The sequence below is a fragment of the Labrys methylaminiphilus subsp. lupini genome (genome assembly GCF_051161885.1).
Classification (GTDB): domain Bacteria; phylum Pseudomonadota; class Alphaproteobacteria; order Rhizobiales; family Labraceae; genus Labrys.
In genome coordinates this window covers 1,175,577-1,196,771 of sequence record NZ_JBMDIH010000001.1, presented here as the reverse complement: position 1 = coordinate 1,196,771, position 21,195 = coordinate 1,175,577, and the positions used below count along the sequence as shown (strand labels likewise).

The window sequence follows — 21,195 nt, the reverse complement described above, 5'->3', positions numbered from 1 at the left end:
TTAGTCCGGCTGTGGCAGGCGGAAGACCTGGTCGTTGACCTTCACGCTATGCGTGACGATGTCGTAGGAGACGTTCCAGACCAGTTGCCCGTTCGCCTCTTCCTTGGCGAGTCCCTTCACGAAGGAGAGGAAGAACACCACTTTACGCGCATCCTCGATATCGGCCTTGCCGAGATTCTCCATCACCGCGTCGAAGCCGGTGGCGGATACCGAAAGGCTGGCCGTCGGCTCGGGATTGACCGCCGCGCTGCCATCCCCCTTCAAGGTGTAGCCGGGAGCGGTGATGTCGAAATTGACTTTGTAATTGAGGTCGCCGTCGAGCAGCCGCGTCATCAGCGCCACCGCCATCATCTTGCTGAAGGGCGGATCCTGCGTGGCATCGAGGCCCCGGATCAGCACGTCTGCCATGCCGTCGAGGCCGTTCAGGGACAGCTTGGTGGCGTAGTTCGCCTGGGCCGGGATCAGCGAGCGGGCCCATTCGGGCACCACGACGTCAGGAATCTCGAGGCCGGAATAGTTCAGTGCGTCGGAATAGTAGCCCTGCTTCACCAGGCCGGTGAGCCCGTAGGCCTGCCGGGCCTTGCCCAGCTTGACCTGGCCGAACGGCAGGGTGACCACGAGGTCTTCGATGTGGGACGTGCTCGAAACCTCCTGCCAGAACGGCAAGGCGGCTCGCAGCTTGGTCTTGAGGTCGTCCTGCGCCAGGACGATCTGCCCCTTGGAGGGGTGCTCGCGCAGGAAGGCAACGAGATCATAGATCGCCGCGAAGCGCATACCGGTGGCCGAAAACGTCTGCTGGCCGCCGGCCAGTTCGAACGATACCGGGAATTGCTGATCCTTCTTGTCCTGGACCTTGCCCTTCAGCCCTTGCAACTCGCTGTCGAACTTGACGTCGACGCCGTCGTTCGCATCGGGCTTGCTGCTGGTCGCAAAGCCGAACTTGCCGGTCGACAGATCAATGTCGGCATCATGATTGCGAACCGTCGCGGCGCTGCCGTCGCAGCCGGCCGTCAGGGTCGCAAAGCTCATCAGCTTGGGAGCGAACACACCCTGGCTGGCGCAGGCGGTGAAATTCAGGCTGCCGGTCTCCGGGCTTTCCTTCCAGACCCGGCTCCAGGCCACGGCAATGGGCGCCGGGCCGCTCTTCACAGCCCAATTGCCGTCAGCCTGCGGCGTCAGGCGCACCACGTAAGGATTGATGCGCAAGACCTCGGCGACGCCCTTGCCCTTGGCGGCGTCGAGCTTGGTGCCATCGAAGGAAAGGGTCACATCGTAACCGTCGTCCTTGGGCGCGATAGCGATGAAGCCCTTTTCGAACGGTACGGAGCCGATATAAGACTGGAAGGTCTCGGTCAGTTTGCGCGCGCCTTCCGCCGTGGCCGGTTCGGCCGAGGCAGATGTAGCACTGGTGAGGGCCAACAGGACGGCGCAGCACGCAGCGGCTGATGACAGCGCCGTTTCCCTCTTCATGCGAAGCGCGACACCGTTCATGATCGACATTCTGGCTCCTCGAAAATCCTAAATGAGAAAAACTGGGTCAAAGACAGTTCGGGTCGGACAATAGGGTGGCGACGCGGTCGCCGATGTCACTCGCAGAACAGCAGATCGCCGGGGGCGATCTCGACGCGCTCGCCCATGACCGGTGCCTCACCACGCGCCACACGGGCGAGAGCTGCCGGATACAGTTTGTGCTCGGCAAGCAGCACGCGCGCAGCAAGATCCGAAGCCGTGTCGCCGGGCAGCACGGGCACTGCCGCCTGCGCAATGATCGGCCCCTCATCCATGCCGGGCGTGACATAGTGGACGGTGCAGCCATGCAGGCGCACCCCGGCCTCGAGCGCGCGCTCATGGGTGGCAAGCCCCGGAAAGGCCGGCAGCAGGGCCGGATGGATGTTGATCATGCGCCCGGTCCAGCTTTGCACGAAAGGCGCCGTCATCAACCGCATGAATCCTGCCAGCACCACAAGATCGACGACATGGGCTTCCAGCCGCGCTTCCAGCGCCGCCTCGAAATCGGAGCGGCTGGCAAAAGCCTTGTGGTCCACAGCTTCGGCGGCGATGCCGGCCTCGCGTGCCCGAGCCAGGCCTTGCGCTCCTGGGCGGTTTGAAATCACCGCAACGATATCAACTGGATAGGCCGGATCCCTCGCAGCTTCGATGAGCGCGGCCATGTTGGAACCGCGCCCCGAGATCAGGATGGCGGCGCGCTTGCGTCCCTTCATAGCGACAGCGTGCCGCGATAGCCGACGCGTTCGGCGCCGTCCTGCGTCACCACAGTGCCGAGACGGACCGGTGGCAGGCCTGCTTCGGCGAGAGCAGCTTCGACGGCCTCTGCATCGGCCGCGGCCGTAACGACAATCATGCCGATGCCGCAATTAAAGGTACGCAGCATCTCATGCGCTTCGACGCCACCCGTGCGCGACAGCCAGCCGAAGACCGGCGGCGGGGTGAAGGACGAGAGGTCGATGGACGCCGCGATGCCATCCGGCAGCACGCGCGGGATATTGTCCGGGAAGCCGCCGCCGGTGATGTGGGCGAGCGCCTTGACGGCCGTACCCGTCGCCTTCAGCGCCGCCAGCAACGGCCTGACATAGATGCGCGTCGGCGTCAGCAGCGCTTCGCCGAGAGTCTTGCCCTCGGCGAAAGGCGCCGGAGCGTCCCAGCCGAGACCCGAGAGCTCGACGATCTTGCGGATGAGCGAATAGCCGTTGGAATGCGGGCCTGAGGAAGCCAGGCCGAGGATGACATCACCTTCGGCCACGCTGCCGCGCGGCAGGATGGCATCGCGCTCCACGGCGCCGACCGCGAAACCGGCGAGGTCATAGTCACCATCGGCATACATGCCCGGCATTTCGGCGGTCTCGCCGCCGATCAGGGCGCAGCCGGCATCCTTGCAGCCTTCGGCGATGCCCTTGACGATGGCAACGCCCTGCCCCGGCGCCAGCTTGCCGGTGGCGAAATAATCGAGGAAGAACAGCGGCTCGGCGCCCTGCACCACCAGATCGTTGACCGACATCGCCACCAGGTCGATGCCGACAGTGTCGTGGATGCCGGTCTCGATCGCGACTTTCAGCTTGGTGCCGACGCCGTCATTGGCCGCGACCAGGACAGGATCCTTGAAGCCGCAGGCCTTGAGATCGAACAGGCCGCCGAAGCCGCCGATCTCGGCATCGGCGCCGACGCGGCGAGTGGCGCGGACCAGGGGCTTGATGGCATCGACCATGGCATTGCCGGCATCGATATCGACACCGGCGTCGGCGTAGGTCAGCGAGTTCTTGCGTTCGTTGCTCATGGACGTCGGGTTCTTGGCCGTTGGGTTCTTGGGCGTCTTGCTCATGCCCCGGCTTTGCCCTGCTTCCGCTCGGCAATCAAGCCCAGATAATGCTGAAGTACCGTCGCGCCCGCAATCGAGGTGATATCGGCATGGTCATAGGCAGGTGCGACTTCCACCAGGTCGCAGCCGACGATGTCGAGAAAGCCGAGCCGGCGCAGGATCATCAGCGCCTGGCGCGACGAGGGACCGCCGGCGACAGGCGTGCCCGTGCCGGGCGCATAGGCCGGATCGAGGCAGTCGATGTCGAAGGTGATATAGGCTTTGGCATCGCCGACCCGCTGGCGGATACGCTCGACCACCTGGGCGACGCTGAGCGTTTCCAGATCCTCGCCATAGAGGATCTCGATGCCGCAATCATCCGGCGCATGGGTGCGGATGCCGATCTGGATGGAGCGCTCCGGCAGGATGATGCCCTCGCGCACGGCGCGCGCCACGAAGGAGCCGTGGTCGATGCGCCCTTCGTCGTCGTACCAGGTGTCCTGGTGGGCGTCGAAATGCACCAGCGCCATCGGACCATGCTTGGCGGCATGGGCCTTGAGCAACGGCCAGGTGACGTAGTGATCGCCGCCGATCGAGCATAGCATGGTGCCGGTGTCGATGATGTCGCGCGCCTGCGTCTCGATGCAGGCCGGGATCTCGCCGTGGCGCGCATAGTCGAAGGAGCAATCGCCATAGTCGACCACGGCGAGTTGCTCGAACGGATCGGCCTGGAAGGGATATTGCGGGTCGCCATCGAAGATCGCCGAAGCGCGCCTCACCCCCTGGGGTCCGAAGCGGGCGCCGGGTCGGTTGGACACCGCCGCGTCGAAGGGAATGCCCCAGACGGCAACGTCGATACCGGTCAGGTCACGCTGATAACGCCGGCGCATGAAGGACAGGATGCCTCCATAGGTCGGCTCGGTGGCGCCACCGAGCACCTCCTTGCGAAAGACGGCATTGTCGGTCGGGCGCGGGCGCTTGGGATCATCAGTGGGACCAGCCATGGGATTCTCCTCCAAGCAGAGTTTCCTGGTGAGGCCCACGGATGGGCCTCACCAGGAAACTCTGCAAATGTTGATATCTTGCAGATTCCTCCTGATTGCGCCCGTGGCCCGATCAGGAGGAATCTGCTTAGCGTTTTGCTTACGAATATCGCCCCTGGCTTTAAGGGCAATGCGTGACAAAGGGAATATGTCCGATGGCGCGGTTTCGGCCTCACATGGAGCCGTCGAGCCGGTTTCGTTGGAACATCGCATCGCCAGCTTGGTTTTATGGGGTGGAACGGCTCATCAAAGGAGGTTTCCATGATCCTGAGAAAAGCCACTTGCACCGTCGCCCTCGTCACCCTGCTGGGCTTGCCCACCGCGGCATTGGCGCAGCAGACCACCCCCGCCCTAGTGGGGGCGGTGTCCTTCGTCACCAAGGCCGAGCCCGGCCAATACCGGACCAGCCAGCTCGTCGGCGTCAAGATCTACAATGCCAAGGATGAGAATGTCGGCAATGTCAACGACGTGCTGGTCGACAAGAAAGGCACGGTCGTCGGCGTCGTCATCGGCGTCGGCGGCTTCCTGGGCATGGGGGAAAAGAATGTCGCCCTGCCCTACACCGCCATAACCTGGACGGACGCCGCTCCGGCCCCGGCCCAACCCGCCGCTGGCGCTCCGGCACCTGCAGGCACGCCATCGGCAGCGCCCGTGACTCCCGAGACCCAGCCCGTCAACCAGGTACGGGACTATCCGGCCCGCGGCATGCTGGCGATGACCAAGGAGCAGCTGGAAGCAGCGCCAGCCTTCAAATACGCCTCGGAAGCCGTCACCCAATAGGCGCGCCTTCGACGCTAGCCGCGTTCGACGTGATCCCCGGCTTGCAGGTTGATCCCACCGCGGTTCCCGGCTGGACCCGCTTCTCGCCATACCGGCGAGGGGCGGGTCTGAATGGACTATGACGACGCAGCCATCACCGCTAAGATCCAGCCTTCTCCCATCGATCGCGAGGATCATCATGGAAATCAAGCGGAGCGGCTCGCAGCCTTCCGGGCGCGGACCTGCGGACTGGTTCACGGGCACTGTCCGGATCGATCCCCTGTTCAGCGCACCGCAACCGGCCCGCGTCATCGGCGCCAGCGTCACCTTCGAACCTGGTGCCCGCACCGCCTGGCATACCCATCCACTCGGTCAGACCCTGATCGTAACTGCAGGCTGCGGCCTGGCTCAGCGCGAGGGTGGCCCGATCGAGGAGATCAGGCCGGGCGACGTGATCTGGTTCGCCCCCGGCGAGAAGCATTGGCACGGCGCCGCTGCCACCACGGCAATGACCCATACCGCCATCCAGGAGCAGTTGAACGGCAAAGCCGTCGACTGGCTCGAACAGGTCAGCGACGAGCAATATGGCGCTCGCTGAGCACGCCATATCGAATTCCCTCTCCAAGCAGAGTTTCCCGGCGAGGCCCGCGAATGGGTTTCGCCGGGAACTCTGCAGCTGTTTGATATCTTGCAGATCCCCCTTGATCGCGCCCATGGCTCGATCAAGGGGGATCTGCCTGGTCATCCTCGGCGAAATCGCCCGATAGCCGCAGACCTTCAAGCCAGGTTTCGCCGCCGCGCTTGATCACACGGTGCGCCGGCACGCCGGAGAGGGTTTCGATGGCGTCGGCCAGGGCTTGCGAATGGGTCACCAGCCAGATTTGGGTCCGGCGCGAGGCGCGCACGATCATGCCGGCGAGCGGAGCCAAGAGATCGGGGTGCAGGCTGGCTTCCGGTTCGTTCAAGGCAATGAAGGGCGGCAGGCGTGCGGACAACAGCGCTCCGGCCAGCGCGAGATAGCGCAAGGTTCCGTCGGAGAGTTCGCTCGCCTCGTAGACGCGCTTGGGATTGTCGGGAAAGATCATGCCGAAGGAGGCCATGCGATCGGGCATCGGCACCACCAGGCGGGCACCGGGAAAGGCTTCGTCGACAGAGTCGAACAGCGCCTCACCATCGGCGCGGATATGGACGAGCGTGGCGAAGACAGCCGCCAGATCGTGGCCGTCGGAAGCTAGGGTCGGCGTGGTGACGGCATAGCAGGGCTGGCGCAGCGCCGAATCCCGGTCCGTGCGCAGCCCGTGATAGAAACGCCATTCCAAGAGAGTGCGGCGCACGGAGGCAAGGTCGGCCAGGCGATCGGCGTCGTGCAGCGTCGCCAAAGCGGTTTCCGACGCCAATAGCGGCACGCCGAACGGGCGCCGCTTGCCATCAGGGCCGGCGATGCTGACGGCCGGTCCCTTGCGCTCCAGCACCGTCTGTTCGCGGCCGCGATGGCTGAATTTGAGCGTCTCGACCTTGACCTGCGGCTCGCCGAGAAAGCCCGTGCCGAGAATGACGCCGCCGGCTTGCTGCACCAGCCCGGCCTCTATCCGGTAGCGATAGCGGGCACCGTCACTGATCAAGCCGACATCGAGATGGATGCGGGCCGGCTCGTTTCTCGGGCGCATGCCAGCCCACAGCGCGGCCGCCAATCCCCCTTCGCGAGCCAGCTCATGGGCGAAGCTGCCCTGTGCCGCCGCCTGTATCAACTGCAAGCCGCGATAGAGGTTGGTCTTGCCGGTGCCGTTGGCACCGACGAACACACTGAGGTCGCCGACCTCGAAATGGATGGAGCGCAGCGAACGGTAACCCTTGAACCAGATATCGCGGACGCTGAAGGACATGGCACGGTTCCGAATCGACAGGGGCCGAGCTTGCCATAGAAGTTGTTCGGGGCGGCATCTTCCACTGCACCCATTGCGCGGGGAATCCGACCAGAGACGCGGTTCGGAGGTTTCGATGCGATGTCCCTTGCTCTCTTCGGATAGTCTGGTGTTCAACTCGACGATCAGCGATCACAGATCGACGGCCGCTGCCCGGCCCAGGCAGGATCACGGCGGGTGATGGCTGGGGAGCGTGGCTTCTTCACCGCCCCTTGCGTCCGCCCCGCCCGGAAGGCTTGGGTGCGCGCCAATGGCTGATCGCCGTCGCCAGGGTGCTGTACCAAGCCCGGTTCGGCTGGACGGCCGGTGTTGCTTCCGGCGAGACCGGCTGCTCCCAGCGACGCCGATAGGCCGTCTTGAAGAAATAGCTCGAGGGAATCATGACGGATGCTCCGTGGTCGAATTTATTGAATCGATTCAATATCTTGCGCAAAAACAACCCGCAAGCTGCGGGCGAAGAACTCTTTTACGATCAATTGAATCGATTCAAAAATTAACGGAAAACCTGCTCTGGGTCAAGCAAAATTGAATCGATCCAACGACATGCTACAGTCGGTCGCATCGCCTTCCCGCCGAAGGGAGCAGGCGGGAAGGTGCACTATCGGCAGCGCGCTGTCCGTCGAGGTCGGTTAGGCACGCCTGCCATGCCGAACACGGCGCTAACGCAATGGGAGAAGCCCCTTGGATAAGGTCATACGGCTCGCGGATGTGGCCAAGGCGGCGGGCGTGTCGCAGGGCACCGCCTCGAACGTCTTCAACCGCCCGCGTCTGGTGCGACCGGAAGTCCGCGAGCGCGTCGAGGCGGTCGCCGCCTCCCTCGGCTATCGCGGGCCCGATCCGAAGGGGCGCCTGCTGCGCGCCGGCAAGGTCAACGCCCTCGGCATCGTTACGGCCGAACCCCTGTCCTATTTCTTCGAAGATCCCTTCGCCCGCCTGATGATGGCGGCGATTTCCAAGGCCTGCGACGAACGCGGCGCGGGCATTGCCCTGGTCTCGGCCATGAACGAGCAGAAACTGGCCTGGAATGTGCAGAGCGCCCTGGTGGACGGCTTCATCCTGTTCTGCATCGACGAGGGCCCGCGGCTGGTGGAGCTGACGCGGGAACGCCAACTTCCTTTCGTGGCTCTGCATCTGGGCACGCGCGACGAAGCCATCGCGGCCATCGGCGTCGACAATTTCGCCGGCGCCAAGGCAGCAGCGGCGCATATGGCAAGCCTCGGCCATCGGCGCTTCGCCATCCTGTCCATGCCCTTCGCCGACGACCGGACCGGGCCTGCCACCATGCAGGAGGTCGAAGCCGCGGTCTATTCGAGTTCGCGCGACCGTGTACTCGGCTACTTCGCCGGTCTCTCCGAGCATGGCATCGATACCCGCATCGTGCCGATTTTCGAAACGCAGAACGAGGAAACGGACGTCAACGTCGCGATGGCTCAGCTCTTCGCAGCCCCTGCCCCACCGACCGCCCTGCTGGCCATGTCAGACAGGATCGCCTTCGCCGCCCTCGAATGGCTGCACCAGCGGGACCTGTCGGTGCCGGAGGATGTCTCGGTCATCGGCTTCGACGGCGTGCCGGAAAGCGCCTTTTCCGAACCGCCGCTTACCACCATTGCCCAGCCGATCGCGGCGATGGGCCAGCTCGCCGTCGAGATGATCCTCGACACGCCCGACGAGACCGGCCGACGGCAGTTTGCCACCGAGCTTGTGGTCCGGGGCTCGACCGCTTCGCCACGGCCATAAGCCAGCCAACAAAAAACCCCGCCGAAGCGGGGTTTTCGTAAGTCCTGTCCGGAAGCTTAGCGCTTCGAGAACTGGAAGGAACGGCGAGCCTTGGCGCGGCCGTACTTCTTGCGCTCGACCACGCGGCTGTCGCGGGTGAGGAAGCCTTCCTTCTTCAGAGCCGGACGCAGTTCCGGCTCGAAATAGGTCAGGGCCTTGGAGACGCCGTGGCGCACGGCGCCGGCCTGGCCGGACAGACCACCGCCGGCGACGGTGATGTTGATGTCATACTGGCCGGTGCGGTTGGCGACGGTGAGCGGCTGCTGGATCAGCAGGCGCAGCACCGGGCGGGCGAAGTAAACGTCCAGTTCACGGCCGTTGACCGTGACCTTGCCGGCACCCGGCTTGATCCAGACGCGGGCAATGGCGTTCTTGCGCTTGCCGGTGGCATAGGCGCGGCCATGGGCGTCCAGCTTCTGGACATGCTTGGGCGCTTCGGCGGCGGCGGCAGCCTCGCCGAGAGCCTGCAGCGAATTGAGCGTATCGGCCATCGGATCAGCCCTTCACATTCTTGGCGTTCATGGCGCCGACATCGAGCGCTTCGGGCTGCTGAGCCTCGTGCGGATGCTCGGTACCCTTGTACACGCGCAGGTTGAGCATCTGCTTGCGGCCGAGCGGACCACGCGGAATCATGCGCTCCACGGCCTTTTCGACGATACGCTCAGGGAACTTGCCTTCCAGGATGAACCTGGCGCTGCGCTCCTTGATGCCGCCGGGATGCCCGGTGTGGTGGTAATAGACCTTCTGATTGTACTTGCGGCCGGTGAACACCACCTGCTCCGCATTGATGACAATCACGTTGTCGCCGCAATCGAGATGGGGCGTGTAGGTCGGCTTGTGCTTGCCGCGCAGGCGCATTGCAATCACGGAAGCCAGACGACCGACGACCAGACCCTTGGCGTCGATGATGACCCACTTCTTCTCGATATCGGCGGTCTTGAGCGTAAAGGTGGACATGGTGTCGCCTATGGTTGCGCTGTCGATCCGACGGTTGAAAACGACAAGGCGGCCTGAGGGGCCGCCGAGTTGGAGTGCTTCTACACGACAGCCGAATAGGCGTCAACGCGATATTTTAAGCACGTGTCAAATTTTTATCTTTAAAAACAATAACTTACATATGAGGTAATTAATTACCTGCATTTTGACCATAGTAAGTTATGAGATCTTCGAGCTTGGGACGCGGCCGATCCGGCACGGTTTCTCTGGGTGTACCGATATGCACGAAGCCGGCGAGCTTCTCGTGCGAACCGATACCGAGCCTGGCGAGCACTCTTTCGTCATAAGCCATCCAGCCCGTGAGCCAACTCGCTCCGAAGCCCAGCGCATGGGCGGCGATGACCAGATTCTCGCAGACCGCCCCGGCCGACAGCTCCTGCTCCCAGAGCGGGATCTTCACATGGTTGGCAGCCGTCGATACCACGCCGATCACCAGCGGCGCCAAGGTGAAACGCGTCGATTCCTTCTTGCGGGTCCCCTCGTCCGCATCGGGACAAGCAGCCATGAAGGCATCATAGACGACCTGCCCTGCCTTCTCGCGCGCGGCGCCCTGGTAGATCACGAAGCGCCAAGGGTGGAGCTTGCCGTGATCGGGCACGCGCGTTGCGAGGGTCAGCAACGTCTCGAGCTGGGCGGCATCCGGCCCCGGTGCCGACAACATGGCTGGGGGCACCGACCGGCGGGTCTTCAGAAGCTCGATTGCATCCATGGCGTACATTCCCAATACATTGCGATCTGGCGCACTCGCCGAAAATCGCAAAGCCGCGTCAGGGCGCGGCGTTGGAGCAAGGCGGCGTTTTGCTCAAACGCGCTTTGCCCGAGGAGACGAACGCTCACATAAGGCCTGCGGCAGGTCTTGGGTAGGACTTCCGGCGCGATGAGCCTGAGTCCTCCCCATCTTTGCGACCGGGCGATCACGGGATGCCGTTACACAAACTCGCCTATCTCTCTGATAAATAGGAGATTGTCGTTCATTCGCCTTGGCTCGGACTCGGTGAGGTCATTCCGCCGCATCCTGGTGGACGACGGCGCAGGCCGCCTCCTCCACCGGTGTTACCCGCGCCGGGCGATAGGTTGTCGCCAGCAGAATGGCGAGCGCCAGTACCTCGGTGCCGGCTCCCACCCAGCCGACGGCCTGGACCGAATAGCGCTCGACCACCACGGCGCCGATGGCCGCGCCCGCCGCCGTGCCGAGATAGATGGCCGATGCGTTCAGGGCCAGCAGGACCGAGGCCAGGCGCTGGTCGATGGCAAGTAGGCGCACCTGCTGCACCGCCGGGAAAGCCCAGCCGAAAACGCCCCACAGCACCAGCACCAGCCCTGCCCCGATCCAGCCGGCCAGTCCCGGCAGGAACGCCGGGATCAGCGGAAGAGCACCGAAACTCACGACCAGCACCGCCAGGACGATGGTGAGGAAGCGCCGATGGTTCCAGCGATCAGCCGCATATCCACCCACTGTATTGCCGGCAGCCCCCGCCAGGCCCGCCAGGATCAGAAAGCCGGCGACCGCTTCCGGCGAGGCGCCCAACACGGCTTCGAGATAGGCCCCAATGAAGGTGTAGACGCCGAATGCGCCGGCCAGGACCACGACCGTCAGGCCGATGACCTCAAGCACGTCCGAACGACGCGCGACGGCAAGACGATCGGCGAGGCCGGGCGCCGGAGGCCCCGACACTGCCGGCAGCTTCAGGGCGATGCCGGCCAGTACCAGCAGGCTCATGGCGGCAACCATGACGAATGTCGCCCGCCAGCCCAGATGCGCCGCAATGGCGGTTCCCAGGGGCACGCCGATCACCAGCGCCACGGTCATGCCGGTATAGATGAAGGACAAGGCTCGTCCGCGTTTGGCCGGCTCGACCGACACAGCCCCATAGGCAAAGGCGGCCGGCATGAAGGTTCCGGCCGATAGCGCCAGGATGATACGGCTCGCCGCCAGCGTGAGAAAGCCGGTGGCGAAGGCCGCCGCCAGATTGGCGAGGCTGAACACGGCCATGGCCGTTATCAGGAGAGTGCGACGCTCCCAGCGCGCCGTCATCACTGCGATAAGCGGCGAGCCGATCGCATAGGCGAGCGCAAAAATGGTGACGAGGTGACCAGCATGGGCGACGGGGATGCCGAGATCTTCGGCGATGCGCGGCAGGATGCCGGCAATCATCAAGCCTTCGCTGCCGATGGCGAAGGCACCTAGTGCAAGCCAGGTCAGGGTCCGATACATGGCGAGTCCATAAGTTCAATAATTATTGAACTTATGGACTCTTCTCCACGCCTGTCAATGAATTCAATGAGTCTTGAACTAATGGACCTCAGGCGATATGTCCCAGTCATGGCCAAGACGATCTTTCACCCGGAAACCGATCAGATCGAGTTGACGACGGTTCTGGAAGCGCTCAGCGATCCCATTCGCCGTGACATCATTCTCGGCCTCTTCGAGGAGGGCGAGCAGAATTGCTCCGCCTTCAATGGCCTGAGTTCCAAGACCAATCTGACCTATCATTATGTGCGCCTGCGCGAGGCCGGCCTGACGCGCACGCGTTTGATGGGCACGTATCGCCTGATCACGCTCCGCGCCGACGACATCGAATCGCGCTTCCCCGGCCTGCTCGCGCCAATCCTGGCTGCCGCACGGGCTGAACGCCTTCAGCGGCAGGCCGAAGGCTTGTCCGGTGCCTTATCCTCCGCCAAGGCAGTAGCCCCGGAGGCCGGGCGTGAAGATGGGGCTTGAAATCGCCGCCTTTCCGTGAATCGTGGCGGCCATGATTGCCAAGACCTCAATCCTCAAGACTTCGATCCTCCTGCTGGCAGGCGCTCTCGTGGTCATGCCGGCGGCCGCGCAGACGCCCCCGAGTTCCGAAGCCGCTCCCGCGGCGGCGCCGCAGGCGCCTGCCCAGCCTGCGCCACCGGCCGCGGCCGAGGAACCCGCCGTCACGCGCAAGGTCGAACTCTCCGCCAGCTTCGCCGAGAAGGGGGCGCCGATTCCATCGGGCCTGAAATGGCGGGTATACCGCCTCGGCAAGGGTGAGGCCGATGCGGCCAAGATGGCTGAATCCGACGATCCGGCTCCCGAATTCTCGCTGGCGCCCGGGCGCTATGTCGTTCATGCCGCCTATGGACTTGCCGCCGCGACCAAGGAGATCGAGGTCGACAAGGCGTCCGTGCGGCAGGGGCTGGTGATCAAGGCGGGCGGCCTGCAGGTCGAGGCTTCGGTGCTCGACAAGCCGATCCCGCCCGAGCAATTGACCGCTCGCGTCATGGTGATCCAGCCGACCGGGGAGCGCCGGCTCATCGCCGAGGGCGTTCCGGCCACCAGCATTCTGCGACTGCCCGAGGGACGCTATTTCGTCGAATGCACCTATGGCGAGTCCAACGCCACCGTCTCCGCCGAACTATCGATCGGTACCGGCAAGCTGACGCAGGCCACCTTCCACCAAATGGCGGCGACGCTGACGCTCAAGCTGGTGAGCCAGGCCGGCGGCGAGGCGATCGCCAACACGGCCTGGTCGGTGCTGACGCCAGGCGGCGACGTCATCCGCGAATCCATCGGCGCCTTTCCTTCCCTGATCCTGGCGGAAGGCAACTACACCGTCGTCGCCCGCCATGAGGGCCGGGTCTATACGCGCGAGTTCGACGTCAAGGCCGGCCATGACGGCGACGTCGAGGTGATCGCCCGCTAAACTGGGACCGATAGTGGCCCGGAGGGCCGATCGGCAACCTGGCCGAGCAATTCTGTTGCCATTTGATCACAGTTGCGTGCACTTTTGCCAATCGCGGCCCTCACCCCGAATTCGGTGCGCAATCCTGCCGCAATGCGCCTCTATCGCCCCAATTCATTGGAGCAACCGCTCCTCAGATTTGCTGGCTCATAGCTGCCATTGGTACACGGCGCTGGATATTCGGGGTTGAAATGATACTGACGCGACGCATACTTCTTTTGGGTGCACCACTTTTTCTTGCAAGTTGCGCAACGAGAAGCGGCCAGAGAAATGCCAATTTGCAGCCGGCCACCTATACACCTGATCCTTACTATGTGTCCCTCTACGGAGGCATCGAGGATGATCGTTTTCCCGTCCAGCCTGTGAACCTAGCCAAGGTGCCGCCGAAATATTGGCGCCGTGAGGTCCCCTATGAGACCGCCGAGCAGCCCGGAACCATCGTCGTCGATCCCAACCAGCGTTTCCTCTATCTCGTCCAGGAAAACGGCCGGGCGATCCGCTATGGCGTCGGCGTCGGCAAAACCGAGGCGTTCAATTTCCAGGGCGAGGCCACCATCTCCCGCAAGGCCGAATGGCCACGCTGGACCCCGACGCCCGACATGATCCGCCGCGATCCCGAGTTGAACGAACCCTATCGCAACGGCATGCCGGGCGGGGTCGAGAACCCGCTCGGTGCCCGCGCGCTCTATCTCTACCGCGACGGCCGCGACACGCTCTATCGCCTGCACGGCACCACCAATCCGGCCACCATCGGCACCAAGGTGTCCTCGGGCTGCGTCCGCCTGATGAACCAGGACATCATCGACCTCTATAACCGCGTGCCTACCGGCACCAAGGTCATCGTGCTGCCTTCGGCGCCGGCTCCGGAAGAAGCCCCCCTACCCGACATGGTCTGAGATTTGCGGGTGCGTGCGGCATCACGGCACGCGCCCGCAGTCCTCAACGGCTCTATACTCCGCCTCATCGCTCCGTTCTGCCGAGATCCTGCCGGAGCGCGTGGAGCATCGTTTCCATGGATACCATCGCCGTCGATCCCGATGCGGGCCTCGCCCGCCTTCTTCCCGGTGCCCAATTCGCCGACGCCTATGCGCTGGACATGGCCCCGCCGAAACTCGACGCAAGGCGAGCCGCTGAGCGTATCATGGCCCGCTCGCCGCGCTGGATCGCCACGCTTCTGGCTCTCAGGAACCTCGTCGTCGCTCCCTTCGGCCTGCACACCCGCCCGCCATCCTCACCGTCAGGCCTGGGTGTCCTCGGCATCTTTCCCGTCCTCAGCCAGACGCCGGACCGACTGGTCGCCGGCTTCGACGACAGCCATCTCGACTTTCGGGTGGTCGTCGACATATCCAGGATCTCGGAGCGTCAGCGCGTCACACTGACCACGCTCGTCCTCACCCATAATCGTCTCGGGCGCGCCTATCTTGCCGCCGTGCTGCCTTTCCACCGGGTGATCGTGCGCGCCATGCTGCGGCAGGCACGCGAGGCCTGATCGCGGGGCGCTTGCCTCAGGAAGCCAGCAGGACGGGCACGCCCTTATGCTTGGCCTTCTCCTCCGGCTCGACATGGATGGTCACCCGAGCGCCTTCGATCTCCTGCCGGAGCGCGAGTTCGATGCGATCGCAGATGGCGTGCGACTCCGTCACCGACATCGAGCCCTGAACAACCAGGTGGAAATCGACGAAGACGACACTGCCGACCTGGCGGGTCCTGACATCATGCGCCTCCTGGGCGCCTTCGCTGTGGGTGGCGATGATCTTGGCGATCTGGTCGAGGATCTCGGGGGGCGCGGAGGCATCCATCAGGCTGGATACGGAATCGCGGATCATCACCCAGCCCGACCACAGAATATTGACGGCGACGATCGCAGCCAGGATCGGGTCGAGAATGAGCCAGCCCGTCACGGCGACGAGGGCAACGCCGATCAGGACGCCGCCGGACGACCAGACGTCGGTCATCACATGCCGGCCATCGGCGACGAGGGCGGGCGAGCGCCACGCCCGGCCCCAGCGCAGCAGCGTCACCGCCCAGCCGAGATTGATCGCGGTCGCCACAGCATTCACCGCCAGGCCCAGCACCGGTGTTTCCAACGGCTTGGGGGCGAGAATGCCGTCATAGGCCTTGACCAGGATCAGGATCGCCGCCAGCACGATCAGCACGCCCTCGATCACGGCGGAGAAATATTCGGCCTTGTGGTGACCATAGGGATGGCCGCCATCGGCAGGCTTGGAGGCCACGCGCAGGGCGATGAAAGCTGCGCCAGCCGCAACCACGTTGATGATGCTCTCCAGGGCATCCGAATAGAGCGCCAGCGAGCCCGTCAGCCAATAGGCGCCGAATTTGAGCGCGAGGACGACAAGGCCGACGCCGGCACTGGCAAGGGCGGCTTTCTGGGCGCGGTTCATGATGGTTCCCGGTTCATGCGCACGGCCTTCGCAAAGGCCTCCGCTAAAGGCAGCTCCCTACTCCGATGAGCTGCCGTAAGGCCAGAGCAAATAGTATAGCCTGGGCTATCGCTGCTGCGACCGCTGCCGAACCATCCCGAACGGCAAGGTTTTTCGGCCTGATCAGGGCATCGACTTGCGCGCCAGGACATAGAGCCAGTCGGTCGGCTTGTTGTCATAACCGCCGCCCTTGGCGGCCTCGATCCCGACGCTCTCCCAGGGGCCGGGCCGATAGGTCTGCTCAAGCCAGTCGGCCGAGGGATAATTGTAATAGCGGTCGAACTGATCTCTGCCCTCCGCTTTGCCAGCCTTGAAGCTGGCGTAGAAAACCCCGCCGGGCTTCAAGGCCCGGTGGATCCTGCCAATGATCGCGGACAGGTTCGCACGCGGCACATGGAGCAGGCAGGCATTGGCCCAGACGCCGTCATAGGCTTCACGCGCCTCGATATCCTCGAACAGCAGGACATCGACCAGCCGGCCAAGCCGCACGGCTGCCGCATGCGCAATTTCCGGCGTGCCATCAGTCGGCGTGACGTCGAAGCCGCGCGCCAGCATGTATTCGCTGTCCTGTCCAGCGCCACAGCCAAGTTCCAAGACGGATCCGCCCGGAGCGACATGAGACAGAAACTGATCCAGGCGATGTTTCTGTGCCACTTGTCCCCGCGTGGTGTAGGCACTCGCCTGTTCAGCATAGAAAGCGATCGTCACATCATCTTTGGCAGGCATCTACGTTTCCTGTTTCACTTCCTCGCGCCCGGCGCGATAACGCGAATGCTTCGGCCCTTCTGCCGAATCAGGTCCCTCGCGATATTTCACAATTAATAGACGGAAAATAACATGGCAGGAAACGCGGAAGCCAGCTCTGCTGGGGGCTCCAGCACCCAGACAGCGCCGGGTGGAATCGGCCGCATCGTTCTGGCGAGCCTGGTGGGCACCACGATCGAGTTCTACGATTTCTACATCTACGGAACGGCCGCCGCTCTGGTGATCGGGCAGACCTTCTTTCCGTCGACCGCGCCCGGTTCGCAGGCACTCAACGCCTTCCTTACCTTCGGTATCGCCTTCCTGGCCCGCCCCATCGGCTCCATCCTGTTCGGCCATTTCGGCGATCGCATCGGCCGCAAATCGACGCTGGTGGCGTCCATGCTGGTGATGGGTCTGTCGACCACGCTGATCGGCGCGCTGCCGACCTATGAACAGGCCGGCTTCCTGGCCCCCTTGCTGCTGTGCATCCTGCGTTTCGGCCAGGGCATCGGTCTTGGCGGCGAATGGGGCGGTGCGGCCCTGCTCGCGACCGAGAACGCTCCCCCGGGGCGACGCTCCTGGTTCGGCATGTTCCCCCAGCTCGGGCCCCCGATCGGCTTCTTCATGGCCAATGGCCTGTTCCTGGTCCTGCTGATGTTCCTCGACGAAGCAAGCTTCCTATCCTGGGGCTGGCGCATCCCCTTCCTGATCAGCGCCGCGCTGGTGGCCATCGGCCTCTATCTGCGCGTCTCCATCAGCGAAACGCCTGAATTCCGCGAAGCCATGGCCCGCAACGAGCGCGTCGAGGTGCCCTTGCTCGAAGTACTCAGGGACCATTGGGTTCCGCTGATCCAGGGCTCTCTCGCCATCGTGGTGTGCTACGCCCTGTTCTACATCTCCACCGTCTTTGCCCTGGGCTATGGCGTCAACACGCTGCATATTTCGCGCAGCGACTTTCTCGGCCTGCTCTGCGTCGCCGTCATCTTCATGGCGATTGCCACGCCGATCTCCGCCGCGCTTTCCGACCGCTTCGGCGCACGTCCTGTCCTGTTGATCTCCAGTGCCCTGGCGGCATTGTCGGGCTTGTGCCTGCCCGTTCTGCTCGGCAGCGGCAATAGCTTCGAGGTCCTCGCCTTCCTGTCGCTTTCGCTCGCCCTGATGGGGCTGACCTTTGCGCCGCTCGGAGCCCTGCTTCCCGACCTCTTCCCCACCAAGGTGCGCTACACCGGCGCCTCCAGTGCCTATAATCTCGGCGGCATCCTGGGTGCCTCGCTCGCGCCCTATCTGGCTCAGATCCTGCTGCAGAAGGGCGGCCTGCCCTGGGTCGGCTATTATGTCAGCGTTGCGGCGATCATCAGCTTCCTCGCCGTGTTCAGCATGAAGCGGGGCGGCTGAAAATTTGCGAATAAGCAACCAAATGGTTGCACAAGATGGCGCGATCTGACATATATGCGCAACCAGGAGGTTGCAATTATGTCAGATCGTATTGAAAAGACCATCGAGCTGAACGCGCCGATCGAACGGGTCTGGCGCGCCCTCACCGACCATGAAGAATTCGGCACGTGGTTTCGCGTCAAGCTGGATGCCCCCTTCGCGCCTGGCGAGATTTCGCGCGGGCACATCACCTATCCCGGCTATGAGCATGTCGTGTGGGAAGCTAAGATCGTGACCATGGACAGGCCGCGCCTGTTCTCGTTCACCTGGCATCCCTATGCGATCGAACCGGATGTCGACTATTCAAACGAGAAGCCGACACTGGTGGAATTTCATCTGCGGCCGGAGGGGACAGGGACGCATCTCAGCGTGACTGAATCCGGCTTCGGCGCCATTCCCGCCCACCGCCGTGCCGAAGCCTTCCGCATGAATGACGGCGGCTGGGCCGAACAGATGAAAAACATCAAGGCCCATATCGGCGGCTGATCATGTCGACAGCTGACCTTGCCACCCCATCGAACCCCGCCGCCATCTTCGCGGCATTGGGAGATCCGACCCGTCTGTCGCTGCTCAAAAGACTGAGCAGCGGCCAGACCCAGTCGATTGCCAGGCTGTCCCTTGACACGAGCCTGACACGCCAGGCGATCACCAAGCACCTGCATGTGCTCGAAATGGCCGGGCTTGTTTCGAGCCTGCGTATCGGGCGCGAGACCCAGTTCGCCTATCGGCCCGAGCCCATCGTCGTGGCGCAGGCCTATCTTGAGGAAGTTGCCGTTCAATGGGACGACGCACTCGGGCGCCTCAAGGCGCTGGTGGAAAGGTGACGGTCGCTGGTTGCCCGGCCAATGGCCATTACTCCGCTATCACCAGCCGCGCCGGCCCGCCCTCTTCGCTCTTCACCACGCGGTAGAAGCAGGAATGGCGGCCGGTGTGGCAACAGCCGCCATCACCGCCGACTTCCACGCGCATGATCAGGGCGTCCTGGTCGCAATCGGTACGCAACTCCACCACACGCTGCAACTGACCGGAAGTCTCGCCCTTGCGCCAGAGAGCCTGGCGCGAGCGTGACCAGTACCAGGCCTCGCCAGTCTCCAGGGTGCGGCCCAGAGACTCCGCATTCATATGCGCGACCATCAGCACCTCGCCATGCTCGGCGCCGAGCGTCACCACAGTGATCAGGCCGTCACGGTCGAATTTCGGCGTGAAGACGAGGCCTTCCTCCAGGGAGGCCTTATCGCCGGGCGGGGGAAACGAGGTGCGCATGGTTCTACTCTGGGGACGGATGTGGACTAGGCTCGGGTCCTGGAAGATCTTGGGCCCTCGATCTTGGGCCCTAGAAGATGAAGTCCGTATGGATGAACTTCGACTTGTGGCTGCGCGTGATCTCGTCGAGCAGCTTCTTGCTGGGCTCGGTCTGCTTGGCGGCGATCATCGAGCGGATCGAAAAGGAACGCAGCGCGTCGGTGACCGACAGCGTCCCCTCGGCCGAATCCTTGCGGCCGGTGAACGGGAAGACATCCGGCCCGCGCTGGCACTGGCAGTTGATGTTGACCCGGCAGACCTGGTTCACCAGCGGATCCACCAGGGTGCCGATGTCATCCGCGCTGGTGGAAAAGATGCTGACCTGCTGGCCATGCTCGGAGGTGATGACATAGTCGAGCGCCGTCTCGATGTCGTCGAAGGGCATCACCGGCACGATCGGCCCGAACTGCTCCTCGCGATAGAGCTTCATGCCTTCGGCGACAGGATAGACCACGGCCGGCCGGAACAACGTTGCCACCTCATCCCCGCCGCCGGCATTGACCACCCTGGCGCCCTTGGCCACGGCGTCCTCGACGCAGGCCATCATGTACTCGGCTTTGGTCCTGTCAGGCAGTGGCGTGATGCTGACGCCCTTGTCCCAGGGCATACCGATCTTGAGCTTGGCAAGCTCCTCGGTGAAGCGTTCCAGGAAACGATCGACGATGGAACGGTGCACGATCAGCATCTTCAGCGCCGTGCAGCGCTGGCCGTTGAAGGACAGCGCACCCGCAAGGCATTCCTTCACTGCCAGTTCCAAGTCGGCATCGGCCAGGACGATCGCGGCATTCTTGGCATCAAGGCCGAGAATTGCGCGCAAACGGTTGGCCTTGGGATGCAGCTTCTTGAGGTGATCGGCAACCTTGCTGGAGCCGATCAGGGTAAGCGCATTCACCTTCCCCGATTCCAGCAGATGCGGCACGATTTCCGCGCCCTTGCCGTAGACGAAGTTGACCACGCCGGGCGGGAAAGCACTGCGGAAAGCTTCCAGCAACGGCTCGAACAGCAGGACGCCGAAGCGCGGCGGCTTGAACACCAGCGTGTTGCCCATGATCAGGGCCGGGATCAGCGTGGCAAAGGTCTCGTTCAGGGGGTAATTGTAGGGCCCCATGCACAAGACGACGCCAAGGGGCGTGCGGCGGATCTGGCCGATGGTGCCTTCGACGATCTGGAAACGTGAATTCTCATTATCGAGGTTGCGCGCGGCATCGACAGTGGCGCGCATATAGTCGACGGTGCGATCGAATTCCTTCTCGGCATCCGGCAGTGACTTGGCGATCTCCCACATGATCAGGCGCACGATCTCACTGCGGCGCGCCACCATCTGGCGGATGAAATCCAGCATGCAGGTGATGCGATCGGCGACCCGCATCGTCGGCCAGGCGCCGCGGCCATTGTCATAAGCGCCGACCGCGGCGGCCAGTGCGGCATCGGCTTCCGGGATGCCGCCGACCGGAATCGAGCCGAGGGTGACCGGCAGCAACCGTCCTTCCCCATCGCGCAGGTGAATGGGCGAGATCACGCTCTGCTTCTCGCCGGTCCATGCCAGCAATTGTCCGTTCACCAGCACGCGATCCTGGTGGATCTCGCCTGGAAGACGGAACTCGGCAGGAATATCCCCGGCCTGCGGGAACAGAGTCTTGAGCTCAGTCGACTGCGGCATCATCGCTTCTCCTTCGAGACATGGCTGCCCCATCCCCTGCACGATCCATGCCACACGCGTTCCAGCGTGCAGCACAACTCATAAAGGGAATAAGA

24 protein-coding genes are annotated in these 21,195 nt (G+C 63.7%); 10 read left to right on the top strand and 14 right to left on the bottom strand.

All coding sequences use genetic code 11. The features are described 5' to 3' along the window. From ACN6KF_RS05575 to speB, 4 genes are all read right to left on the bottom strand, one after another. The gene (locus ACN6KF_RS05575; RefSeq protein WP_434955882.1) at positions 1-1,500 is read right to left on the bottom strand and encodes a hypothetical protein; all 1,500 of its coding nucleotides are present in this window, start codon (positions 1,498-1,500) and stop codon (positions 1-3) included. 86 nt (positions 1,501-1,586) lie between these two features. Beyond that, positions 1,587-2,222, bottom strand: a complete 636-nt coding sequence (gene purN, locus ACN6KF_RS05570) for a phosphoribosylglycinamide formyltransferase (RefSeq protein ID WP_434955881.1) — start codon at positions 2,220-2,222, stop codon at positions 1,587-1,589. Continuing rightward, a complete protein-coding gene (gene purM / locus ACN6KF_RS05565) occupies positions 2,219-3,292 on the bottom strand; it encodes a phosphoribosylformylglycinamidine cyclo-ligase (RefSeq protein ID WP_434959618.1) in 1,074 nt (357 codons plus the stop codon). Before purM ends, purN begins: the two co-directional genes overlap by 4 nt. A gap of 41 nt (positions 3,293-3,333) precedes the next feature. Next, complete coding sequence (speB, locus tag ACN6KF_RS05560) at positions 3,334-4,317, bottom strand: agmatinase (RefSeq protein WP_434955880.1); 984 nt, start codon at positions 4,315-4,317, stop codon at positions 3,334-3,336. Positions 4,318-4,617: 300 nt separating this feature from the next. Between speB and ACN6KF_RS05555 the strand changes: the two genes are divergently transcribed. Together ACN6KF_RS05555 and ACN6KF_RS05550 are read left to right on the top strand one after the other, a co-directional pair. Next, positions 4,618-5,136 carry a PRC-barrel domain-containing protein gene (locus tag ACN6KF_RS05555; protein WP_434955879.1) on the top strand — a complete coding sequence of 173 codons (519 nt, stop codon included), beginning with the start codon at positions 4,618-4,620 and terminating at the stop codon, positions 5,134-5,136. Positions 5,137-5,314: 178 nt separating this feature from the next. After that, entirely contained in the window at positions 5,315-5,713 is a 399-nt protein-coding gene (locus tag ACN6KF_RS05550) for a (R)-mandelonitrile lyase (RefSeq protein ID WP_434955878.1), read from the top strand. Positions 5,714-5,837: 124 nt separating this feature from the next. Here the strand turns inward: ACN6KF_RS05550 and ACN6KF_RS05545 are convergent, their stop codons facing one another. Together ACN6KF_RS05545 and ACN6KF_RS05540 are read right to left on the bottom strand one after the other, a co-directional pair. Next, a complete protein-coding gene (locus ACN6KF_RS05545) occupies positions 5,838-6,998 on the bottom strand; it encodes an AAA family ATPase (protein WP_434955877.1) in 1,161 nt (386 codons plus the stop codon). Between the two features lie 241 nt (positions 6,999-7,239). Continuing rightward, entirely contained in the window at positions 7,240-7,419 is a 180-nt protein-coding gene (locus tag ACN6KF_RS05540) for a hypothetical protein (RefSeq protein WP_434955876.1), read from the bottom strand. Between the two features lie 299 nt (positions 7,420-7,718). Between ACN6KF_RS05540 and ACN6KF_RS05535 the strand changes: the two genes are divergently transcribed. Beyond that, the gene (locus tag ACN6KF_RS05535) at positions 7,719-8,774 is read left to right on the top strand and encodes a LacI family DNA-binding transcriptional regulator (protein ID WP_434955875.1); all 1,056 of its coding nucleotides are present in this window, start codon (positions 7,719-7,721) and stop codon (positions 8,772-8,774) included. Between the two features lie 56 nt (positions 8,775-8,830). Here ACN6KF_RS05535 and rpsI read toward each other — a convergent pair whose 3' ends face one another. The 4 genes from rpsI to ACN6KF_RS05515 all read right to left on the bottom strand — a co-directional run bounded on the left by rpsI (position 8,831) and on the right by ACN6KF_RS05515 (position 12,024). Further along, on the bottom strand, positions 8,831-9,304 hold the full coding sequence (gene rpsI / locus ACN6KF_RS05530; protein WP_434955874.1) for a 30S ribosomal protein S9: 474 nt from the start codon (positions 9,302-9,304) through the stop codon (positions 8,831-8,833). 4 nt (positions 9,305-9,308) lie between these two features. Continuing rightward, positions 9,309-9,770 carry a 50S ribosomal protein L13 gene (rplM, locus tag ACN6KF_RS05525; protein ID WP_068289828.1) on the bottom strand — a complete coding sequence of 154 codons (462 nt, stop codon included), beginning with the start codon at positions 9,768-9,770 and terminating at the stop codon, positions 9,309-9,311. Positions 9,771-9,939: 169 nt separating this feature from the next. Further along, on the bottom strand, positions 9,940-10,518 hold the full coding sequence (locus tag ACN6KF_RS05520) for a nitroreductase family protein (RefSeq protein ID WP_434955873.1): 579 nt from the start codon (positions 10,516-10,518) through the stop codon (positions 9,940-9,942). Between the two features lie 291 nt (positions 10,519-10,809). Beyond that, on the bottom strand, positions 10,810-12,024 hold the full coding sequence (locus tag ACN6KF_RS05515) for an MFS transporter (protein ID WP_434955872.1): 1,215 nt from the start codon (positions 12,022-12,024) through the stop codon (positions 10,810-10,812). Positions 12,025-12,132: 108 nt separating this feature from the next. Here ACN6KF_RS05515 and ACN6KF_RS05510 point away from each other — a divergent pair, with 108 nt between their 5' ends. From ACN6KF_RS05510 to ACN6KF_RS05495, 4 genes are all read left to right on the top strand, one after another. Then, a complete protein-coding gene (locus tag ACN6KF_RS05510; RefSeq protein WP_434955871.1) occupies positions 12,133-12,531 on the top strand; it encodes a transcriptional regulator in 399 nt (132 codons plus the stop codon). 31 nt (positions 12,532-12,562) lie between these two features. After that, positions 12,563-13,480 (top strand): hypothetical protein, encoded by a 918-nt coding sequence (locus tag ACN6KF_RS05505; protein WP_434955870.1) that lies wholly within the window; start codon positions 12,563-12,565, stop codon positions 13,478-13,480. A gap of 230 nt (positions 13,481-13,710) precedes the next feature. Next, positions 13,711-14,415 carry a L,D-transpeptidase gene (locus ACN6KF_RS05500; RefSeq protein ID WP_434955869.1) on the top strand — a complete coding sequence of 235 codons (705 nt, stop codon included), beginning with the start codon at positions 13,711-13,713 and terminating at the stop codon, positions 14,413-14,415. A 116-nt stretch (positions 14,416-14,531) separates the two neighbouring features. Next, complete coding sequence (locus ACN6KF_RS05495; protein WP_434955868.1) at positions 14,532-15,008, top strand: DUF2867 domain-containing protein; 477 nt, start codon at positions 14,532-14,534, stop codon at positions 15,006-15,008. A gap of 16 nt (positions 15,009-15,024) precedes the next feature. Here ACN6KF_RS05495 and ACN6KF_RS05490 read toward each other — a convergent pair whose 3' ends face one another. Together ACN6KF_RS05490 and ACN6KF_RS05485 are read right to left on the bottom strand one after the other, a co-directional pair. Beyond that, positions 15,025-15,921, bottom strand: a complete 897-nt coding sequence (locus ACN6KF_RS05490) for a cation diffusion facilitator family transporter (protein ID WP_434955867.1) — start codon at positions 15,919-15,921, stop codon at positions 15,025-15,027. 162 nt (positions 15,922-16,083) lie between these two features. Further along, on the bottom strand, positions 16,084-16,686 hold the full coding sequence (locus ACN6KF_RS05485) for a class I SAM-dependent methyltransferase (RefSeq protein ID WP_434955866.1): 603 nt from the start codon (positions 16,684-16,686) through the stop codon (positions 16,084-16,086). A 111-nt stretch (positions 16,687-16,797) separates the two neighbouring features. On the opposite strand from ACN6KF_RS05485, the gene ACN6KF_RS05480 reads away from it, so the two are divergent. From ACN6KF_RS05480 to ACN6KF_RS05470, 3 genes are all read left to right on the top strand, one after another. After that, the gene (locus tag ACN6KF_RS05480) at positions 16,798-18,099 is read left to right on the top strand and encodes an MFS transporter (protein WP_434955865.1); all 1,302 of its coding nucleotides are present in this window, start codon (positions 16,798-16,800) and stop codon (positions 18,097-18,099) included. A gap of 78 nt (positions 18,100-18,177) precedes the next feature. Then, the gene (locus tag ACN6KF_RS05475) at positions 18,178-18,624 is read left to right on the top strand and encodes an SRPBCC family protein (protein ID WP_434955864.1); all 447 of its coding nucleotides are present in this window, start codon (positions 18,178-18,180) and stop codon (positions 18,622-18,624) included. A 2-nt stretch (positions 18,625-18,626) separates the two neighbouring features. Continuing rightward, positions 18,627-18,962 (top strand): ArsR/SmtB family transcription factor, encoded by a 336-nt coding sequence (locus ACN6KF_RS05470; RefSeq protein WP_434955863.1) that lies wholly within the window; start codon positions 18,627-18,629, stop codon positions 18,960-18,962. Between the two features lie 28 nt (positions 18,963-18,990). Here the strand turns inward: ACN6KF_RS05470 and hisI are convergent, their stop codons facing one another. Next, positions 18,991-19,401, bottom strand: a complete 411-nt coding sequence (hisI, locus tag ACN6KF_RS05465; RefSeq protein ID WP_434955862.1) for a phosphoribosyl-AMP cyclohydrolase — start codon at positions 19,399-19,401, stop codon at positions 18,991-18,993. A gap of 70 nt (positions 19,402-19,471) precedes the next feature. Further along, complete coding sequence (locus ACN6KF_RS05460) at positions 19,472-21,103, bottom strand: NADP-dependent glyceraldehyde-3-phosphate dehydrogenase (RefSeq protein ID WP_434955861.1); 1,632 nt, start codon at positions 21,101-21,103, stop codon at positions 19,472-19,474. Positions 21,104-21,195 lie beyond the last annotated feature (92 nt).

Excerpts from the sequence above, each read along its gene's own strand:
- ACN6KF_RS05485 (WP_434955866.1), bottom strand. The coding sequence starts at position 16,686 with ATGCCTGCCAAAGATGATGTGACGATCGCTTTCTATGCTGAACAGGCG.
- purM (WP_434959618.1), bottom strand. The coding sequence starts at position 3,292 with ATGAGCAACGAACGCAAGAACTCGCTGACCTACGCCGACGCCGGTGTC.
- ACN6KF_RS05555 (WP_434955879.1), top strand. The coding sequence starts at position 4,618 with ATGATCCTGAGAAAAGCCACTTGCACCGTCGCCCTCGTCACCCTGCTG.
- ACN6KF_RS05505 (WP_434955870.1), top strand. The coding sequence starts at position 12,563 with ATGATTGCCAAGACCTCAATCCTCAAGACTTCGATCCTCCTGCTGGCA.
- ACN6KF_RS05495 (WP_434955868.1), top strand. The coding sequence starts at position 14,532 with ATGGATACCATCGCCGTCGATCCCGATGCGGGCCTCGCCCGCCTTCTT.
- ACN6KF_RS05575 (WP_434955882.1), bottom strand. The coding sequence starts at position 1,500 with ATGTCGATCATGAACGGTGTCGCGCTTCGCATGAAGAGGGAAACGGCG.
- ACN6KF_RS05460 (WP_434955861.1), bottom strand. The coding sequence starts at position 21,103 with ATGATGCCGCAGTCGACTGAGCTCAAGACTCTGTTCCCGCAGGCCGGG.
- rplM (WP_068289828.1), bottom strand. The coding sequence starts at position 9,770 with ATGTCCACCTTTACGCTCAAGACCGCCGATATCGAGAAGAAGTGGGTC.
- ACN6KF_RS05545 (WP_434955877.1), bottom strand. The coding sequence starts at position 6,998 with ATGTCCTTCAGCGTCCGCGATATCTGGTTCAAGGGTTACCGTTCGCTG.
- hisI (WP_434955862.1), bottom strand. The coding sequence starts at position 19,401 with ATGCGCACCTCGTTTCCCCCGCCCGGCGATAAGGCCTCCCTGGAGGAA.
- ACN6KF_RS05470 (WP_434955863.1), top strand. The coding sequence starts at position 18,627 with ATGTCGACAGCTGACCTTGCCACCCCATCGAACCCCGCCGCCATCTTC.
- ACN6KF_RS05510 (WP_434955871.1), top strand. The coding sequence starts at position 12,133 with ATGGCCAAGACGATCTTTCACCCGGAAACCGATCAGATCGAGTTGACG.
- speB (WP_434955880.1), bottom strand. The coding sequence starts at position 4,317 with ATGGCTGGTCCCACTGATGATCCCAAGCGCCCGCGCCCGACCGACAAT.
- ACN6KF_RS05520 (WP_434955873.1), bottom strand. The coding sequence starts at position 10,518 with ATGGATGCAATCGAGCTTCTGAAGACCCGCCGGTCGGTGCCCCCAGCC.
- purN (WP_434955881.1), bottom strand. The coding sequence starts at position 2,222 with ATGAAGGGACGCAAGCGCGCCGCCATCCTGATCTCGGGGCGCGGTTCC.
- ACN6KF_RS05490 (WP_434955867.1), bottom strand. The coding sequence starts at position 15,921 with ATGAACCGCGCCCAGAAAGCCGCCCTTGCCAGTGCCGGCGTCGGCCTT.
- ACN6KF_RS05475 (WP_434955864.1), top strand. The coding sequence starts at position 18,178 with ATGTCAGATCGTATTGAAAAGACCATCGAGCTGAACGCGCCGATCGAA.
- rpsI (WP_434955874.1), bottom strand. The coding sequence starts at position 9,304 with ATGGCCGATACGCTCAATTCGCTGCAGGCTCTCGGCGAGGCTGCCGCC.
- ACN6KF_RS05550 (WP_434955878.1), top strand. The coding sequence starts at position 5,315 with ATGGAAATCAAGCGGAGCGGCTCGCAGCCTTCCGGGCGCGGACCTGCG.
- ACN6KF_RS05500 (WP_434955869.1), top strand. The coding sequence starts at position 13,711 with ATGATACTGACGCGACGCATACTTCTTTTGGGTGCACCACTTTTTCTT.
- ACN6KF_RS05540 (WP_434955876.1), bottom strand. The coding sequence starts at position 7,419 with ATGATTCCCTCGAGCTATTTCTTCAAGACGGCCTATCGGCGTCGCTGG.
- ACN6KF_RS05515 (WP_434955872.1), bottom strand. The coding sequence starts at position 12,024 with ATGTATCGGACCCTGACCTGGCTTGCACTAGGTGCCTTCGCCATCGGC.
- ACN6KF_RS05480 (WP_434955865.1), top strand. The coding sequence starts at position 16,798 with ATGGCAGGAAACGCGGAAGCCAGCTCTGCTGGGGGCTCCAGCACCCAG.